Here is a 19,635-nt window from a genome sequence, read left to right on the forward strand (position 1 = left end):
TCAAACAAATACTAATCATAATTGTGGCAGTATGGTATCTACGCACATTTTTTCATTGGCCCAAACCCTCTGGGACTACCATCATGTAAATCATTTACTTCAAAAGTCGGATTGTATTTTGGTATTGGGCAGCCACGATTTGAGGGTAGCCGAAAGAGGGGCGGAGTTGTACTTAGAAGGATGGGCTCCTTTGTTGATATTTTCGGGAGGACTAGGGCGGCTTACCCAAGAGATTTGGTCGGAGCCAGAAGCTGATAAATTTGCTTCCATTGCGGTGCAGATGGGTGTTCCGAAAGAGGCTATTTTAATCGAAAACAAATCAACCAACACGGGTGAAAATATTTTGTTTACCCAACAACTTTTATCATCCAAAGACCTTGCGCCAGAGTCGTTTATTGTAGTTCAAAAACCTTATATGGAACGGCGAAGTTTTGCGACTTTCAAAAAACATTGGGCCGATAAGCAGCTTATAGTTACTTCCCCTCAAATCAATTTTGAAGATTATCCCACTACCGAAATTTCGTTGGAAGAAGTGATACACATCATGGTGGGTGATTTGCAACGTATCAAAATCTACCCCGAAAAAGGTTTTCAAGTATATCAAGAAATACCCGCTCAGGTTTGGGCAGCTTACGAAGAATTAGTGGCTTTGGGCTATGATTCTCATTTGGTGTAGTTCAGACTTATAAACTTGGAAAGTCTGCTTTATGATTCTCATTTGGTTTAGACTTTCCAAGTTTGGTTTATCCTTCTATCCAATCTTTGAAAGCGGGGGCTTTGTCGCGACTAATGATGACCTCTTGGGTGGTGGCGGGCAAAAGTTCTAATTTGAGTTTTCCATTAAAGTAAGTATGGATTTTTTTGATGGAAGGAAGTGCAGCGATAAACTGACGGTTGAGCCTAAAAAAATGTTGGGTATCAAGCAGTTTTTCCAATTCTTCGAGGGTATAATCAATCCAAAAAGTACGGTTATCGTTGCGAACCAAACATACCATTTCGTTGGTCGTAAAAAAATAGGCAATTTCTTGCTGGTGAATGGGTAATAATTGATCGTTTTGTTTGACCAAAAAACGCGTTTTAAATTTTTTCTCCTGACGCGGAAAACTGTCTAGCAACGACATCATTCGCATCTGATAATCATCCGGGGCAGGGTTTCCGCTCCATTCGCGGTATTTATCAATGGCGGCTGCAAGTTCGGTTTGCTTGATGGGTTTCAACAAATAATCAATGCTTTTGACCTTAAAGGCTTTGATGGCGTACTCATCGTAGGAGGTAGTAAATATAATAGGACTTTTGATAGAAATTTCTTCAAAAATGCTAAAACATAAACCATCTGAAAGCTGAATATCAGAGAAGATAAGGTCGGGGGCGGGGTGAGTAGCAAACCAAGATTTGGCAGCCTCAATACTCTGAATCACATCCACTATGTAGATATTGGCATCTATTTTTTGGATGAGTTTGGTGAGGCGTTCGGCAGCAGGGTATTCATCTTCAATGAGGAGAGCCTTCATGGCAAAAGGGGGATTCGTACGGTAAAATTCCAGTCGTTTTTGATAATCTCAACTTGCTGATCAGTGAGTAATCGATAGCGGTTGATGATGTTTTGAAGACCTACTTTGGTAGACTTTTCAAAAGTTCTTTTTTCTTGAAGATTGTTGGCAATACTTAGATAGTTGCTTTCTTGTAATATGCTGATTTTTAAAGGCTTTTCTTTCGAAACGATATTATGCTTAAGGGCATTTTCGACCAGCATTTGTAAGCTCAACGGGGCGATTTGTTGTTGATATGCCGTAATATCAATGTGCGTTTCTACCTGCAAATTTTCCCGAAACCTGGCTTTGTTGAGATAAATATACGACTCTACAAATGTCATTTCCTCTTCGAGTGATACGGTGGTTTTGTCGCGACTTACCAATACATAGCGATACACATCCGAAAGCTGTTCTAAGTATTTTTGGGCGGGGATATTATCGTCGCCAATAAAAGAAGCTAAGGTATTGAGGCTATTAAACAAAAAATGCGGGTCGAGCTGATTTTTGAGGGCTTCGAGTTGCGACTGAACATTTTCGCGGGCGAGGGCTTCGGTTTGTTGGATATTGTGTTTCCAAGATTGAAAAAAATAAACACTTTCATAAATCAAGGTCACTATGAGCGTGGGAATCAGACTGATACGGAAGCCTAGCAAAAGGGGCGGATGGTCGTGGTAGTTGAGCAAATAGTCACAAAAAAAATAATCAACAAAAATGGTAGTGAGCAGCGTGTAAGTCAAGCTTATCAAAGTCTGATAAATAAGTCTTTTGGTAGTTTGATTGTAGTTAGGAAAAAACTGCCGTGAACGGCTAAAAATATACCTGTTGCCTTCCCATGCCAAAAAAGTATTGAGAAGGCAAACGCTTATCCAATGGGCCATTTCTTTAAAGTCGAAAGCACTAAACGCTTCGCTGTGAACTATCAAAGGAATAAGAATCCCCAACAAGGGGATGCCAATCAATCGGGCTTTGCGGTCATTTATTACGACAGTTTCCATGCATTCAGTTTAGACTCAAAGATACGAAATATTTACACCTTTAAACTGAAGTGCAAATTCTTCTAAAGAGGTTTGGGGATGTCCCAAATCGTCCCAAGTAATAGCAGCATACAAGACTTCTTTTGAATGTTCATAAAACCCAAAAAGCTCGGCCAAATGTTTCATTTTTGGGCTGAAAAAACCTATAAATTTTACTAATCCTACGGGTAATATCATCGTTTTGAGGTGCGGATTGAAGTCTGCTTTGAGACGATTGACGATTTCGACGTAATCCATCTTTTCGTTGCCTTGTACAGCATAATGCTTATAAAAACTTTGAGGATTGCCTACGGCTCTTACCACTTGGCGGGCATAGTCGGTGGAGTTGGTCCAATAGAATTTTACTGGTTTGCCAATCCACTGCAAAGTATTTTTGTTGATTCCCCAAAAAATGCTGTCCAAAAACCAACTAGGGTGGAAAATCGTAAACGGAATTTGGGACTCCTCTATGTACTGATGCCCTTGCCTACGAAGTTGGTTTTGTAAGGTATCGCTGGGTTCTTGGGTGTGTGGGTAAGCTCCCAAAGCGCTGATTTTTAGGATTTGCTTCACGTTGTTGCGCTCACAAGCTTCCACGATGTTTTTGATGCCTTCTCGTTCATTATAAAAACGCTGCCCCGGACTTACTTCATCCGAACTCAAGTTGATATACACATAGTCCACTCCCTTGAAAGATTCGATAAGGCTGTTTTTGTCGGCTACGTTGCCTTGTGCCAATGTTGCGGCAGAAGGCAACGTTTTTTTTGCTTTGTCAATGTCCCTGACGATGGCCCTCACCTGAAAGCCTTGTAAAAGAAGTTCTCTAACGACGGGTTGAGCCAAGCGACCTGTAGCTCCCACGACCGCAATGATAGGTTTGGTGTTCATAGTAAAATTGGTTGATTGTTGATGAACCTTGCCAGCTTTGTGAAAAGGTCAATTGGTGAAAGCTGGCAAGGTTTAAAAGGTAGCTTTAAAAGGTCAAACGATAGAAAGGAATCGGTAAAAACCCTTGTTGATAAGCCGTCCCGATGCGGTTGACGCGTGGGTTGTAGGCTTGCTGGAAAATATTTTGGTGATTGGTAAAATTCTGTAAATCAATCGCAATTTCGTGCGTGGCGCGGCGGCGGTTGAGTTTGTAGCCAATCTTGAGATCGGTACGGAAGTAGCCATCTTGCTGTTGGAGAAAAGCACGAGTATCGTCATAAATCGTATTGCGAGCATCGGCCGAAGCACTCAAGTTGATAGGGCGGATATATCGCCCACCCGCTGCCGTGAGTTTCCAGTTGATAGTGAGGATATTCGCTTTCCCGAATCGAATCTCTTTGCCCGCCAAAGCATTCACTACATAGTGACCATTGAAGGGGGTATTACGTTCTATGTTGTCGCTACCTTTGTATTTGGAGTTGAAGAGCGAAGTAGTCAGTAAGAAATAGTAGCTGTTAGAAAAATATTTTTCGAGGGTGATTTCGAGACCATAATTACGCCCTGTTCCTTTATTAATCAAATTGCCTTTGTTGATAGGGTTGAAATCTGCCCCTTCCACCAAGACAGAATAAAAACTTGGGTAACGCTCCACAGGCACATCAAACAGCGATTGATAGTAGGTCTCGACTTTTAACCGTAAGTTTTCGGAGAGATTGCGTTCATAACCCAACACAAAATGGTGACTGCGCGTAAAGTCTAAGTCTTTGTTGGTGAGGCTATAAGTGCCGTCTTGGTTTTGGGTTTGATAAAAATAAAGCAAAAGAGGTTGAAGATTGCTGTGAAGCCCATAAGCTATTTGGAAGCTACTGCCATCGGGTAGAGCTTGGGATAGCCCTAAGCGAGGTTCGAGAGCAGTGGCATTGTTGAGTTCATAATGTAGCACCGTCGCCCCCGCATTGAGCGTAAGATTTTGGGTAAAACGATGCTTCCACTGTACGTAGGTTTGGGTAAGCATGGTCTCACCGGCTACGTTGCGCTGAAAGATATCTTGTGGATACAATTCCCGATTTTTGAGGTTAAATCGGTTGAAATCAATAATTAACCCTACCGATAGTTTGTTTCTAGCATTGATTTTATGGTTGATGTTGGCGTTTAGAGAAAGTTTTTCGTTGGTAAATTGCGCGTTTTCATTCGGGATTTCCTGTAAAATTTCTTTGCTTTCGTTTTTATAAATCACCGTATCTCCCTCAAAATTTTGGTAAGTACGCGAACCCGAAAGCGTGATTTTACCGTAGGTTTTGTTGGTAAAACGATGCTCGTAAGAAAGCGCAGCTACACCTGATTCAAAATTGACGCGCGTATTGTTGTTTTCGTCGCCATAAGCATCCCCTTTTTCGGTATCTACATCTTTACCCAAGAAAGTAACATTGCTTTTTCCGCCAATTGTCCAAAAACTCAAATGCCCTTTTTTACCCACCGGAACGTCGGTCTTAAACGTAAAGTCTTGATAGTAAGGAGTGCCGGCAATCGTAAAGCCGATTTTTGACATTAATCCAAACAATGAATAGCGATAATTGGCTAAATACGATGCCTTTGATTTTTTGCTAAAGGGCCCTTCGGCTCCTACTTCTACGCCGTTGAAGCCTACTTGGGTCAAAAACTCATGTTTTTCATCATTGCCTTTGCGAAGGCGCAAATCAAAGACCGAACCTAGGGCGTTGGCATATTCGGCTGGAAAAGCGCCCGTCAAGAAGTCTGATTTGGCCAAAAGATTGGCATTAATCATGGATACCGGCCCGCCTGAAGTTCCCAAAGAACCGAAATGATTGGGATTGGGGATATTTACTCCTTCCAAACGCCACAGGAGCGAAGCGGGGGAATTGCCCCGTACCACTATGTCGTTGCGGGCGTCGTTGGCGCCACTTACTCCCGCAAAATTGGCCGCCATCCGCGAAGGGTCACCTAAGCTACCTGCGTATTTGAGGGTTTCAGCGGGGCTAAAGGGCCGTGCGCTTACGGTGGTCATTTCGTTGTTAGTGACTTTGTTGTCGTCGGTACGTTTGTAAGAAACCGTCACTTCATTTAAGTGAGTGAAGCTTTCGGTCATCGAAAAGTCTAGAACTACTTCTTTACCAGCGTTGACAATGATGTCTTTGGCAAAAATATCTTCGTAGCCTACATAGGTGATTTTGAGAGCAATACGCCCAATGTTGACTTTGGGTAGGTGAAATAGCCCGTCGGTGGTGGTAGTGGTTCCGATGAGGGGGGAACTTCCTACCACCACCACCGTTGCCCCTGCGACGGGCGATTTGGAGGCGGCATCCGTGATTTTACCTCTGACAGTTTGCATGGGGGCTTGTGTCCAAGCTACATTAGATGTAAAAAAGACTGCTAATAGATAGAAAAGAGAACCGTAAATGGGTGTTTTCATGACGTGTTTGTGTTTGTTTTCGCTACAAAACTGCCACAAACACGCGTCCTCAAAAACCAAAAAAAGGGCGAAACGTAAAGAACGAAGGGTGAAACATCGATAGAAGTGGGGTGAACTGCTAAGATGCCTAATAGAGGAGTGCTACTCGTTGAGGATGCGTATAAACATTGAATCGTTGATGACGCGTAAATCCAATGAGGGTTTGTCCGAAACGAGCGGCGGTCTCAATCGCCAAACTAGAAGGCGCACCTACGGCTATTACGACGGGGATATTGATGGCTAAAGCCTTGTGTAATAACTCAAAACAAGCCCTTCCACTCAATACCAGTAGGTGTTCGTTGAAGGGTAGTTTTTTTTGGAGTAATGCCTTGCCCGCAATCTTATCGACGGCATTGTGCCGGCCTACATCTTCGGCATGAAAAGCCAAATTCCCTTCCCAATCAAACACACCCGCAGCGTGAATACCGCCCGTTTGTTCAAAAACGGATTGTACTTGGCTGAGTTGTTGGGGCAAGGAGGCAATCAATTCGGGCGACAAGGCTGGAAGCGTATCCACAAAATTGAGATGTTCATACGAATACCCCAAGGCATCTAAGGAAGACTTGCCACATACGCCACAGCTCGAAGTAGCGTAGAAATTGCGCTGAAGTTTCTGAAAATCAGGTTGAATGCCTTCTTTGAGTTTTACGGTGACGGTATTGTCCCAAGCAGCTTTGACGCCCTCTACTTGATTTGCTTCAATGATTCCTTCAGTTTTGAGAAAGCCTACAGCCAAGGCCTCGTCGTCGCCAGGCGTACGCATCGTAATGGAGATAGGTTTCGTAATCCAGCCATTGAGAGAGTCGTGGTATTGGATTCTAATTTCGACGGGCTCTTCTATGACCACAAAATCGGTGGTGGCTTCGCTTGAATCATTGAAGAAGCGATTGATAGAGACAGATTGGATACTAGGATTTTGCATGGTGTTTGGGGAAATTCATCAATACTAAAAAATACGAAAAAAGTAGCTAGAATGTTTTGATCCTGTAAAAACTTTACCTAAAGACGCAAGCCTATCTTAAAGAGCTAACACATCAGAATCGTAAAAATATCTCATAACTAGTATTTATATACTCCAAAGGCTAAGTCGCGGTATTTTGTGACTTCTGAATCGAATAGATACCACAAATATATTAGAATGTGAATCTTGGATTGAACCATAGGATATTCCGTCAAGTCGCTTAAATCAGCAAATTTGTCGATGAATGAGTGCCTTTTTTAAGAAAGTTATTATTTTTGGAAAAATGAAGCTCCAATGATTAGTAGGCGCATTTCATTATTTGAATACATTTCATCATCAAAACGACAAACTTTTATTGCCTTCTCTACCGCGTCGATGAATCATTTCGACCGATAAGGTGCCAATAACCTTTCCAAACCAAATCACCCAAAAATAATCAAGTATGAAAAGAAGGGATTTTATTCAGCTTTCGAGTATGGGCTTGGGGGCTATGATGGGCGCTTCGATTCCCGTCTTAGGCAGCGTAGTTCCTCTCGAACAAATGCTCGACCCTAAAGCTGATGCTGCTATGAAGAAGAAGATGGCCGATATTGCCCTCAATGCCGCCAAAGCCAAAGGTGCTACTTATACCGATGTACGCATTGGCCGTTATCTTCAGCAGTATTTGTTTACGCGTGAAACAAAAGTTCAGAATATCGTCAATGCCGAATCGTATGGCGTGGGTATCCGAGTGATTGCCAATGGAACATGGGGCTTTGCTGCCACAAGCGATGTAAGTACCGACGGAATCGCCAAGTGTGCCGAAACCGCCGTGGCGATTGCCAAAGCCAACGCCAAGATTCAGACCGAACCAGTCGTATTGGCGCCCCAAAAAGGAGTAGGAGAGGTGACTTGGAAAACTCCTATTCAGAAAAATGCCTTTGAGATTCCGGTGCAGCAAAAAATCGACCTGTTGATGAAAGTCAACGGAGAAGCGATGAAAAATGGGGCTGGCTTCGTAACTTCCAATTTGTTTTTTGTCAACGAACAAAAATACTTTGCTTCTACCGACGGCTCTTATATCGACCAAGATATTCACCGCATTTGGCCTACATTTACCGTCACAGCGGTGGATAAACAAGCCGGAAAATTCAAAAGCAGAGATGCCATCAGCTCGCCTATGGGAATGGGCTACGAATATTTAGATGGATTAGCAAGTGAAAAAATCGCGGGACCCAATGGCTTAGTTGGTTATCGGAATTCGTACGATATGGTAGAAGATGCTATCATGGCCGCCAAGCAAGCCAAAGAAAAAGTAACGGCCAAGTCGGTAATACCCGGTAAATACGACCTTGTACTTGACCCTAATCACCTTGGGCTTACCATTCACGAATCGGTAGGACACCCGCTGGAGCTAGACCGTGTACTAGGATATGAAGCCAACTACGCAGGTACAAGCTTTGCTACTTTAGATAAATGGAAAACCAAGAGTTTCAATTATGGCAGCAACCTTGTGAATATTGTGGCTGACAAAACCCAGCCTCATACCCTGGGTACGGTAGGCTACGACGACGAGGGCGTACCGTGTAAAGAATGGGATTTGATAAAAGACGGAATATTGGTCAACTATCAAGCTATCCGTGACCAAGTCAATATTTTGGGGGAAAACGAATCGCATGGCTGCTGCTATGCCGACAACTGGAACTCCGTACAGTTTCAGCGAATGCCCAACGTATCGTTGCGTCCCGGTAAAGAAAAACTCAACGTCCAAGACATGATCAAGGGCGTCGATAAAGGGATTTATATCATAGGGCGGGGTTCTTATTCGATTGACCAGCAGCGTTATAACTTCCAGTTTGGAGGTCAGTTGTTTTATGAAATCAAAAACGGCGAAATTGTGGGAATGTTAGACGATGTCGCTTATCAGTCAAATACCCAAGAGTTTTGGAATTCGTGTGCGCAGATTTGTGATAAAGATGACTACCGTACATTTGGCTCCTTCTTCGACGGAAAAGGCCAACCTTCGCAGGTGAGTGCGGTATCTCACGGAAGTGCGACCACTCGTTTCAATGGTGTGAATGTCATCAATACTGGTAGAAAAATCGGATAACCCCCAAAACGACATTAAAAATGGCTATTTTAACCAAAGAAGAAGCTAAAAAAATCATAGATAAGGTGTTGGCATTTTCTAAAGCTGACGAAATGAGCGTAAGCCTCACAGGAAGCCGCACCGGGAATATTAGATACGCTCGCAACTCTGTATCAACCAGTGGGGAGTCGTATGACCTAGCCTTGGCCGTAACCGCAGTGTTTGGGAAACGCTCCGGGACTTCTACTATCAATGAGTTTGATGACAAATCATTAGAAAAAACGGTAAGACGAGCTGAGGAGATTGCCAAACTTGCGCCCGAAAACCCCGAGTATATGCCGATGCTTGGCCCGCAGACTTATTTAGAAAGCAATACTTTTGCCCAAAGCACAGCCAATATCGACCCCGATTATCGTGCCAAAGTGGCGTTTGATAGCATTGACCCGTGTAAAAAGAAAAATTTGACGGCGGCTGGATACTTAGAAGATACCACGGAGTTTGTGGCGATGGGAAATAGCAAAGGTCTTTTTGCTTACAACAAATCTACGTCGGTCGATTTTTCGGTAACAGTACGAAGCGCCGATGGTACTGGTTCAGGATACGTAGCACGCGACTTTAATGATAGCGCCAAGCTGAATGCAAAAGTTTCGACAGAAATTGCGATGCAGAAAGCCATGGCCTCGGTATCGGCCAAAGCACTTGAGCCGGGAAAATATACGGTGATTTTGGAGCCTACCGCAGCTTTGGATTTGATTCAAAATATGATGCGTAGCATAGACGCTCGCAGTGCCGACGAAGGTCGTAGCTTCATGAGTAAAAAAGGAGGTGGCACGAGATTGGGAGAAAAACTACTGGACGAGCGAGTCAATATTTATTCTGACCCTACCAACCCTGATGCACCTAATGCAGGTTTTTCGATGGATGGTCGTCCGCAAGGAAAAACTACTTGGATTGAAAATGGTGTTTTCAAAAACTTGGCATATACGCGCTATTGGGCGCAAAAACAAGGCGTAAAAGCCGTGCCTCCTCCTGGAGGGTTTATTATGCAAGGAGGACGTCAGTCACTTGAAGAATTGATTAAAAGTACCGAAAAGGGAATCTTAGTGACGCGCTTTTGGTACATACGGGCCGTAGATCCCCAAACACTCCTTTATACGGGTCTTACTCGTGATGGTACTTTTTATATTGAAAACGGTAAAATTAAATATCCTGTTAAAAATTTCCGTTTCAACGAAAGCCCCGTCATCATGCTCAACAACCTAGAAGCGATGGGCGTACCTACTCGGGTAAGAGGCAATATGATCCCTCCCCTCAAAATTAGGGACTTTACCTTTACAAGTCTCTCAGATGCAGTTTAGACAAATTTCAATGAGCCACCCCAAGCAAGACTTTTGTTCCCTTGCTTGGGGTTGTCGTTTGGCATTGATCTCGACCATTTATCAAAATCACCCCGATTGGGGGAGAAATTCGTCTATTTTTATCAAGATTTTTGCTTATTGTACAGACGATTGTTCCCATTGTTGTGGATAATCATTAATCCTGTGGCTTGCCACTTAGTTCCCATACAACCAACTTAAACACAAAAACTAGCCTTGAAAAGAAGAGATTTTATGCAACTCTCGGGCATGGGATTGGGTGCAATGATGCTCCCAAATATCCCTGTCATGGGGCACTCAGTAGCCCCCGAAGCCCTCTTAGACGGTGGCGTGGATGTCGCCGTCAAAAAACGTCTAGCTGATGCCGCTCTCAATGCCGCCAAATCCAAAGGGGCTACCTATACGGATGTGCGGATTGGGCGCTATCTCAACCAATTTGTGGTAACTCGCGAAGACAAAGTCCAAAATATCGTCAATACCGAATCTTATGGCGTCGGCGTGCGAGTGATTGCCAATGGATGTTGGGGATTTGCGGCTATCGTAGATGCAAAAACCGAAGCTGATACCGCTAGAGCCGCCGAAGAAGCCGTGGCTATTGCCAAAGCCAATGCGCGTCTGATGAAGCAACCGGTACAGTTGGCTCCCCAAAAAGGCTACGGCGAAGTAAGCTGGAAAGCACCTATTCAGCGAAATGCCTTTGAAGTGCCCATCCAAGAAAAGGTAGATTTGCTGCTAGGAGTCAACGACGCCGCTCTTAAAAATGGAGCCAACTACGTCAATTCGGTGCTATTCATGGTCAATGAACAAAAGTACTTTGCCTCCACCGATGGCTCTTATATCGACCAAGACATTCATCGGATTTGGCCTATTTTTGCCGTCACCACTATTGACCCTAAAACGGGTAAGTTTGAAACTCGTCAGGCATTGAGTGCCCCCGTCGGAATGGGTTATGAATACCTCCAAACCAATCCCAAAGATAAAATAACGGGCATCACTACCCGCTACAACAAAGGCTACGATATGCTGGAGGATGTAATAGCGGCGGCCAAACAAACCAAAGAAAAATTGGCAGCGAAGTCGGTAGAAGCGGGTAAGTATGATTTAATCCTTGACCCTTCGCACTTGTGGTTGACGATTCATGAGTCGGTAGGACACCCCCTCGAACTTGACCGGGTGCTGGGTTATGAGGCCAATTTTGCCGGAACTTCTTTTGCAACTTTGGATAAATGGCAGTCCAAAAACTTTAATTATGGCAGCAAAGAAGTGAACCTTTTTGCGGACAAAACCCAAGTAGGCTCGCTAGGTGCGGTAGGTTGGGATGACGAAGGAGTACAAACCAAAAAATGGGATTTGGTGAAAGACGGTACTTTAGTCAACTATCAGGCTATCAGAGACCAAGTGCATATCATTGGCGAAAAAGAATCGCAAGGATGCTGCTACGCCGATAGCTGGGGAACGGTGCAATTCCAACGCATGGCCAATGTGTCGTTGGCAGCGGGCAAAACGCCTCTCTCGGTCAGCGAGATGATTAAAGATGTAAAAAAAGGAATTTATATCATTGGAGATGGTTCGTTTTCGATTGACCAACAGCGTTATAATTTTCAGTTTGGAGGTCAGTTGTATTACGAAATCAAAGACGGACAAATCGCCGGTATGCTCAAAGACGTGGCTTATCAGTCAAATACCCAAGAGTTTTGGAACTCCTGCGTAAAAGTATGCGACGAGCGCGATTACCGTTTGGGAGGGTCGTTTTTTGATGGTAAAGGACAACCTCAGCAAGTCAGTGCAGTATCACATGGTAGCGCTACGGCTCGTTTCAACGGAGTTAATGTGATCAATACCGCACGAAAAATCTAATCTCCAATCTCTAAACATCGAACTATCAAATGTCTGTTATATTAACTGAAGCAGAAGCCAAAGCCTTGTTACAAAAGGTTTTGAGCTATTCTAAAGCAGATGAGTGCGAAGTGAATTTATTGGGAGAAACCCGTGGTAATCTTCGCTACGCTCGCAATGAAGTATCAACAAGTGGTGCTTTGACCAACAAAAACTTAGCCGTTCAGTCTGCTTTTGGTAAAAAAGTAGGAGTAGCTACCATCGACGAATTTGACGATGCCTCTATCGAAAAAGTGGTGCGCCGTTCGGAAGAATTAGCCAAACTCGCCCCCGAAAACCCCGAATATATGGGCGTACTCGAACCGCAGCAGTATATCAAATCGGACGGTTATTTTGAGTCAACGGCTAGTATCACTCCCGACAAACGTGCCGATGCTGTAGCCAAAAGTTTGGCGCTATCGAGTGATAAAAAACTCACTGCCGCAGGATTTTTGGAAGATGCAAAAGGGTTTACGGCTTTGATGAATTCAAAAGGGCTTTTTGCCTATTATCGTAATACCAACGTTAATTTTTCGCTCACCGTCCGTACCGACGACGGAACCGGTTCTGGTTACGTAGCCAAAGGTTACAACGATTTTTCGAAGCTAGATACGGCAGTGGCTACCAAAATCGCCGTTCAGAAATCGCTAGGCTCAGTAGGTGCTAGGGCATTGGAGCCGGGTAAATATACCGTAATACTCGAACCTACTGCGGCGGCGGTACTGGTCGAAAATATTTTCTTTGGCATGGATGCTCGTAGCGCTGATGAAGGTCGTTCGTTTTTTAGTAAACCCGGTGGGAAAACAAAACTAGGCGAAAAAATCGTGGACGAACGCGTTACTTTTTATTCTGATCCTACCCATCCTGAGCTTCCGGCGGCATCTTGGTCTGGTGATGGTCAGCCTCAAGGAAAAATGCTGTGGATTGACAAAGGTGTGGTCAAAAACCTTACTTATTCGCGATTTTGGGCGCAAAAGAAAGGCGTAAAGCCCGTTCCTGGACCCAACAATATGATTATGGCGGGCGGAACAGCTACGTTGGACGAAATGATTAAAAGTACTAAACGTGGCATTTTGGTGACTAAATTATGGTATATCCGCTCGGTAGACCCTCAAACATTGCTTCTTACGGGGCTGACGCGCGACGGTACTTTTTATATAGAAGACGGGAAAATAAAATATCCAATCAAAAACTTCCGCTTCAACGAAAGCCCTATCATTATGCTCAACAACCTTGAGACTTTGGGCATTCCTGAAAGAGTAGTAAGTACCGAAACCAACCAGAATTATATCCTGCCTCCGATGAAAATTAGAGAGTTTACGTTCTCGTCGCTTTCGGATGCCGTATAACAATACCAAACCCTCCCGAAAGGGAGGGTTTTTAAACACCATTATCACACTTGAGACCTTTCGTTTTTACTCGGATTCAGTATGCTTCGGGAGATTGGGACACCGACCAACGGATGCCCTCTAATCTCCTCAATTCGTTGGTAGAATACACTACGATTCCGGTGGATGAAAAGGAAAAAATCGTTCAACTTACCAGCGTCGAATTGTTCAGAAGTCCGTTTTGCTATTTAAGTGGTCATAAATTGGTGGAATTTTCGGTGCAAGAAAGAACTCACTTCAAAAAATATGTCGAAAACGGAGGCTTTGTTTTTGTCGATGATTGCAATCACGACATAGACGGCCTGTTTGCGAAATCTTTCGAACAAGAAATGGCAAGGACTTTTGGAGCACAAGCACTTCAAAAAATCCCCAATGACCACCCGATTTATCATTCATTTTTTCATTTTGAAGGCCCTCCTACTACGAGTTTTGAACTCAACGGCTGGGGCGATGACTTGGTGCACGATTACCTAAAAGCCATTCAAATCAATGGTCGCATTGGGGTTTTGTATAGCAATAAAGACTACGGCTGCGAATGGGATTATGATTTTAGAAATAAGCGCTGGCTCGCCGAAGACAATACCAAATTTGGAGTAAATATCATCAACTACGCACTAACTACTGTTTAGCTTTTGGAAACACAAGACTTAACCCACTTTAAATCGCTGGTATCAAAATTACCGCACCTCAAAAAAGAAATTGCTAAAATAATTGTTGGGCAGCAGGAGGTTATTGACGAAATCCTGATTGCGCTCTTGGCAGGTGGACATTGTTTGTTGGAGGGAGTGCCAGGACTTGCCAAAACGCTCATGGTCAAAACCATGGCCGAAGCCCTTGAAATGAAATTTAAAAGGGTACAGTTTACCCCTGACCTGATGCCGGGCGATATTGTCGGAACGGAGATATTGGAAGAAGACCACGAAACGGGACGTAAGTTTTTTAAATTTAACCAAGGACCGATATTTGCCAATATCGTTTTGGCGGATGAAATCAACCGTACTCCTCCCAAAACCCAAGCGGCACTGCTCGAAGCCATGCAAGAGTACAAGGTCACTTATGCAGGAACCAACTATGATTTGCCGCGTCCTTTTTTGATTATAGCCACCCAAAACCCCATCGAGCAAGCGGGTACTTATCCACTACCCGAAGCCCAACTCGACCGTTTTTTGTTGTACATCAAACTTGATTATCCTACCCAGCAAGAAGAACTAGCGGTTTTGAAAAATACAACGGGTATTGTATCTAATCAGCTACAAAGAGTCTTGGCTGACCATGAAATCATGGATTTGCAGAAACTTACCCGACAAGTACACATCAGCGATGAGCTAGTGGTGAAAGTCAATCAGCTAGTGCGAGCCACACGCCCCCAAACTACTACTTCCGACTATGTCAAAAAATGGTGTAGCTGGGGAGCAGGCCCTCGGGCAGGTCAAGCCCTAATACTCTGTGCCAAAGCACGAGCAGTGCTTCAACAGCGTTTTGCGGTGATCCCCGAAGACATCCAAACCTTGGCTTACCCTGTACTACGCCACCGAATTGCTTTGAATTTTAGAGCCGAAGCCGAAAACATCACCACTGACCACGTCGTAACCGAACTCCTTAAAAATGACGCTTCTAACCACCGAACTCATTAAACTCAACAATCTCCAATTGGCGGGGCGATTGGTCAGTGAGGAGTTGATGCTTGGGATTCACGGAAGTAAGCGCTCGGGGGTAGGGATTGAGTTTGAGCAATACCGTCATTACGAACCGGGCGATGACCCCAAGCGTATTGATTGGAAACTCTACGCCCGTACCCAAAAACATTTGGTGCGAGAATCGGCCACCGAAAGCAATTTCCACCTGCGTTTTGTGCTGGATTTGTCTGGCTCAATGAACTATACCGAGAGGGGAGTTAGTCGGCTTGATTATGCCAAGATTTTATTGGCTTCGTTGACGTACTTGGGCTACCGACAAAGCGACCAAATGAGCCTTTATGCTCTCAAAAATGGGGGTTTACAGACCATTGTTCCCAGTGGTAAACAATCTTTCCAACGGATTTTGTATGAATTGGAGAAGGCGAAAGCCGGTGGTACTTGGCAAAATGACAATCCCAAATTTCCTGAGTTTCAACAAAAACAGAAGGAGTTGCTGGTACTAGTATCTGATTTTTTGCAAGTAGGCGACGAATGGCTCCAACTCATTCAGCAAGCTGCAAGCCCTCGTCGGGAGGTGCTTATTTTGCAGTTGCTGGGTGAAGAAGAAATACACTTCAACCTAAGCGGTTTTTATCGATTCAAAGATTTAGAAACCGGCAAAGAAATCGAACTTGAAGCCGCCACCATCCAAGCTGAAGTAAGAGAAAAAGCCCAAAAATATTTGGCAAATTTGGAAGAAGCCTTACTCATACCCTATGTTTACTTGATTCGTCGTAGTCTTCAAACGCCTATTGCTCAGGTTATTATAGAGGCATTGACTAAACGGAAAGCGTAATAAATTAGCCGAAAAAGAGAAATTGAAGATGGAATTTTTAAACCCTTTGATGTTGTGGAGTGCTTTGGCTGTAGCGATTCCGATTGCCCTGCATTTTTGGCACCAAAAAAAGGGAAAACTGTTGCCTTGGGCTGCCACTCAATGGCTTACCGAAAAAGACCTGCAACCAGCGAAGGGTATTCGTTTGGACAATATTTTATTGCTTTTGTTGCGGTGTTTGTTGGTGTTAGTACTGGCGTTTTATTTGGCAAAACCTATATTAAAAAATACCGCTACCTCTAGCAATCATTCTAAAATTCATCTGGTACAACCTAGTGAGTGGGTAGTAAATAACTTTCGATTTGAAATAGAAGGCGCTCTTCAAAAAGGAGAAAAGGTATATTGGATAAGCAATGTACCCGCTCCGCTCGAAAATCTTGCTGCAATACCCACGGTCTCAGACTTTGACGCTTTGGTACTGCAAACTTTCCTTAATGAAGTGGATGCCCTCCATAGTACCGAAAAAGGCACACAATATGAGCTTTATATGACCACTGATGCCACCTTTGGCGATGTTTCTACCATTTACACCTCAAGTCCTGTTGCGTTACATTCGGTGGTAGATTCTTCGCAAAAGTTGCCTCAAAATTACCTTTCTTTAACTAATAATAAAAAGGTTTTCGTAAACAAGGCGCAATTATTGACGGTGGGGGATGTATTACCATCAAACCTAAAATTTGCGAATACAGCGGTTCATCAAGGAGTGATTGAAGTTTTGTTGGATACCAAAGATAGCCTTGAACGTCAGACGATTAAGGCTGCTTTTAAATCGTTGAAAGACGTATATCAGATCGAGTTTTTGGTGGACGAACACCTACAAACTTCCAAAAAATACGATATGGTTTTGACAGACAAAACATCCTTGCTTCAAAATCAAGCGGCTTTTACGCCCCAAACGCTCTGTTTTGTATTAGGTAATGCCGCAGGTTCTTTTTCGGAGCTGAATCAAGAGCGTTTTGGAGAAGTAATTTATCTAACCGAACGCCTGACTCCTCAAACCTCTGAAATGGTTTATAACGGCCAACTTCCCGAATGGTTAGGGGAGTGTCTAGTAAGAGGCTTTGGATTGACTCGTTCGACGGCTTTGCGGAGTCCCAAGCAACTTCAGTCGATTTTTAAAGTTAGGTCAAAAGAAAATCAAGCACTTCGGCAAAAATCAGCCGAAGGTGGGTTTTCAAAATCAATTTTATGGTTGTTGGTATTGATACTTATTATTGAACGTTGGTTATCCATTACAAAAAAAGCATGAATCAACTTCAGCATATCATCAGGCAAGCGATGTATCAGCTATATGCCAACGCATTGTTGAAATGCGTTTTACTGGCCTTCGCTTTTTTCTTGCTTTCATCCCTTATGACTTCTTCGATGGCCATTGCTGTCGTGGGTGCTTTGTTGGCTTTTGGCGTAGGGGCCTATTATACAGGTCTATTCCAAAACCAAAAAACGAGAGCCATTAGGTATATTCACCATCATCTAAGTGATACAGAATACAGCCTCGACCTGCTCGAAGTGCAAAATCCCAACATCGCCGAGCAGCTTCAGTTGGAAAGATTAGGGGAAAAAATTCGGGGACAAAAATTACCTTTTTTGGCCTTGGAGAGAATCGGACTTTATATGTTGGGGGTTGCGGTAGCGGGTGGGCTTTATTATGGAGTTCCTTTTTTGAAAAAAGAAAAAGCCCTTGAAGCTTTTGGTTCGGCTACCCAACTTCAAACTTCTGAAAGTCAGCCTCTCAATGTGCCTAGTTTTGTATCAGCGACTTTGACCGTGACTCCTCCTGCTTACACGCAGCTGCCTTCCCAAACTACCACCGACCTGAATGCCTCCGCAGTCAGTGGCTCTAAACTTAAGTGGGAATTGAAATGGAGCCAATCAGAAAAAGTGAGAGTTACACTGACCAACAATCGAAACGAAGAACTGCGCTTTAAGCAGATAGGCGAGCAATTTGAATATACTGACCAACTTTACAATTCGGGCTTGTATGGCATCAAAGCTTACTGGAAAGATTCATTGATCTATCAATCAGACTTTTATCGTTTGGAAGCAGTGCCTGATTTAGCCCCCAAAATTGAGCCTACTTCCAAGGAATTGTATCAATATCATTTTCTGAAAGACCCCAAGGTAATACAAATTGGAGCCAAAATCTCGGATGATTTTAAAGTGAATCAGGCGTTTATTGTGGCGACGGTGGCGCGAGGGTCGGGAGAAAATGTGAAGTTTAGGGAGGTGAAATTTCCGATTGCACAAGCCAATTTTAAAGAAGCCAATATCTCCCAACGTATCGATTTAAAGGCATTGAATTTTGCGCCCGGCGACGAATTATATTATTATTGGGCAGCTATCGACAACAAACGCCCTGAACCTAACTTCTCAAAATCAGACACTTATTTTGTAGTGTATAAGGATACCGCAAAAGTAGAAGAGGCCGAACTTGCCACGATGGCCATGAACATCCTGCCTGAGTATTTTAGAAGTCAGCGCCAAATCATCATTGATACCGAAAAGCTCATTGCGAAACAGAAAAAAATCTCGACGAAAGAATTCAATAGCACTTCCAACGAAATTGGTTTTGACCAGAAAGCGTTGCGACTGCGTTATGGACAATACCTCGGCGAAGAATTTGAAACGTCTATTGGAGGAGGCAATGCCCTGCCCAAAGATGACCAAGGGGATGCGGTCGTAGGATTTGCGCTGCTGCATGGGTTTGTACACGCCCATGACCAAGGCGAAGGTGGCGAGTCGGGCGGCGGGCATTCGCACGAGGGCCACTCCCACGGCGAAGGCAAAAAAGATGACGGAGAAAAAGACCCCGTAGCGGCGATTTTGGAAGAATATGTCCACTCGCATGATGATGGCGAAGCCTATACTTTTTATGAACAATCGACTCGGTCGTTGCTGAAAATGGCGTTGGAACAAATGTGGCAGTCGGAGTTGCATCTGCGGCTGTACGAGCCACAAAAAGCCCTTCCTTTTGAGAAAAAAGCCTTGGAGTACCTGAAATCGGCGCAACAAAAAGCGCGCACTTTTGCTAAAAAAACGAGTTTTGACCCACCTCCCATTAAGGAAAAAGAGAAACGAATGACGGGAGAATTGAAAAACTATAACGAGGCGTATCGGAGTCAAAAAAACTATACTTCTCAGCAAGCAGCTATGTTGATAGCGGAAGTAATGGGGATAATCGAGACACAAAGCAATGCTGAAAAATTAACCTCTTGGCAAAGGCTTAAAGTGTTAGAATTGAGCAATTATCTGACTCCTAAAGCCATCAACAGTGGAATGTCGAATTGGGCTGTTTTGAGCGCGTTGCAAAAGCTCGCAAGTAACCGACCTCTTTCTACTGACGAAAAAGTAGCTTTAAAAACAAAGCTACACGGACTTGTGTCGCAAAGCTTGCCGGCTAAAAATGCCGCCTCTAATACTTCTTTTTCGAGCGAGAAAAAACTTGAAAAAGCTTTTTGGCAGCATTTGAAATAAGTGCTAAAGCGCAACGAACCCTCCTTGAATTCTGAAATTT

General features: G+C 43.8%; 15 protein-coding genes. 10 read left to right on the forward strand and 5 right to left on the reverse strand.

Translation table 11 applies throughout. The features are described 5' to 3' along the window. Positions 1-31: 31 nt before the first annotated feature. Positions 32-676, forward strand: a complete 645-nt coding sequence (locus tag G563_RS0125240) for a YdcF family protein (protein ID WP_028667772.1) — start codon at positions 32-34, stop codon at positions 674-676. Between the two features lie 67 nt (positions 677-743). On the opposite strand, the gene G563_RS0125245 is transcribed toward G563_RS0125240, so the two are convergent. The 5 genes from G563_RS0125245 to fdhD all read right to left on the reverse strand — a co-directional run bounded on the left by G563_RS0125245 (position 744) and on the right by fdhD (position 6,864). Further along, positions 744-1,511 (reverse strand): LytR/AlgR family response regulator transcription factor, encoded by a 768-nt coding sequence (locus tag G563_RS0125245; protein WP_028667773.1) that lies wholly within the window; start codon positions 1,509-1,511, stop codon positions 744-746. Beyond that, positions 1,508-2,527, reverse strand: coding sequence for a sensor histidine kinase (locus G563_RS0125250; protein ID WP_028667774.1), 1,020 nt, complete (start codon positions 2,525-2,527; stop codon positions 1,508-1,510). Before G563_RS0125250 ends, G563_RS0125245 begins: the two co-directional genes overlap by 4 nt. A 15-nt stretch (positions 2,528-2,542) precedes the next feature. Further along, positions 2,543-3,433, reverse strand: a complete 891-nt coding sequence (locus tag G563_RS0125255) for an SDR family oxidoreductase (RefSeq protein WP_028667775.1) — start codon at positions 3,431-3,433, stop codon at positions 2,543-2,545. Between the two features lie 85 nt (positions 3,434-3,518). Continuing rightward, entirely contained in the window at positions 3,519-5,903 is a 2,385-nt protein-coding gene (locus G563_RS0125260) for a TonB-dependent receptor (protein WP_028667776.1), read from the reverse strand. A gap of 127 nt (positions 5,904-6,030) precedes the next feature. Continuing rightward, positions 6,031-6,864 carry a formate dehydrogenase accessory sulfurtransferase FdhD gene (gene fdhD / locus G563_RS0125265; RefSeq protein ID WP_037328200.1) on the reverse strand — a complete coding sequence of 278 codons (834 nt, stop codon included), beginning with the start codon at positions 6,862-6,864 and terminating at the stop codon, positions 6,031-6,033. Between the two features lie 481 nt (positions 6,865-7,345). Here fdhD and G563_RS0125270 point away from each other — a divergent pair, with 481 nt between their 5' ends. The 9 genes from G563_RS0125270 to G563_RS0125310 all read left to right on the forward strand — a co-directional run bounded on the left by G563_RS0125270 (position 7,346) and on the right by G563_RS0125310 (position 19,595). Beyond that, complete coding sequence (locus tag G563_RS0125270; protein ID WP_028667778.1) at positions 7,346-8,992, forward strand: TldD/PmbA family protein; 1,647 nt, start codon at positions 7,346-7,348, stop codon at positions 8,990-8,992. Between the two features lie 20 nt (positions 8,993-9,012). Next, complete coding sequence (locus G563_RS0125275) at positions 9,013-10,329, forward strand: TldD/PmbA family protein (RefSeq protein ID WP_028667779.1); 1,317 nt, start codon at positions 9,013-9,015, stop codon at positions 10,327-10,329. 234 nt (positions 10,330-10,563) lie between these two features. Next, on the forward strand, positions 10,564-12,204 hold the full coding sequence (locus tag G563_RS0125280; RefSeq protein ID WP_028667780.1) for a TldD/PmbA family protein: 1,641 nt from the start codon (positions 10,564-10,566) through the stop codon (positions 12,202-12,204). Between the two features lie 29 nt (positions 12,205-12,233). Further along, positions 12,234-13,571 (forward strand): TldD/PmbA family protein, encoded by a 1,338-nt coding sequence (locus tag G563_RS0125285; RefSeq protein ID WP_028667781.1) that lies wholly within the window; start codon positions 12,234-12,236, stop codon positions 13,569-13,571. Positions 13,572-13,621: 50 nt separating this feature from the next. Then, the gene (locus G563_RS0125290; protein WP_028667782.1) at positions 13,622-14,239 is read left to right on the forward strand and encodes a DUF4159 domain-containing protein; all 618 of its coding nucleotides are present in this window, start codon (positions 13,622-13,624) and stop codon (positions 14,237-14,239) included. A 3-nt stretch (positions 14,240-14,242) separates the two neighbouring features. Further along, positions 14,243-15,244, forward strand: coding sequence for an AAA family ATPase (locus G563_RS0125295; RefSeq protein WP_028667783.1), 1,002 nt, complete (start codon positions 14,243-14,245; stop codon positions 15,242-15,244). Then, positions 15,216-16,082 carry a DUF58 domain-containing protein gene (locus G563_RS0125300; RefSeq protein ID WP_028667784.1) on the forward strand — a complete coding sequence of 289 codons (867 nt, stop codon included), beginning with the start codon at positions 15,216-15,218 and terminating at the stop codon, positions 16,080-16,082. The genes G563_RS0125295 and G563_RS0125300 overlap by 29 nt, the downstream gene beginning before the upstream one ends. Before the next feature lie 28 nt (positions 16,083-16,110). Next, entirely contained in the window at positions 16,111-17,370 is a 1,260-nt protein-coding gene (locus tag G563_RS0125305) for a BatA domain-containing protein (RefSeq protein WP_028667785.1), read from the forward strand. Further along, positions 17,367-19,595, forward strand: a complete 2,229-nt coding sequence (locus G563_RS0125310) for a hypothetical protein (RefSeq protein ID WP_028667786.1) — start codon at positions 17,367-17,369, stop codon at positions 19,593-19,595. The genes G563_RS0125305 and G563_RS0125310 overlap by 4 nt, the downstream gene beginning before the upstream one ends. Positions 19,596-19,635 lie beyond the last annotated feature (40 nt).

It is taken from the genome of Runella zeae DSM 19591 (assembly GCF_000423565.1).
Lineage (GTDB): Bacteria > Bacteroidota > Bacteroidia > Cytophagales > Spirosomataceae > Runella > Runella zeae.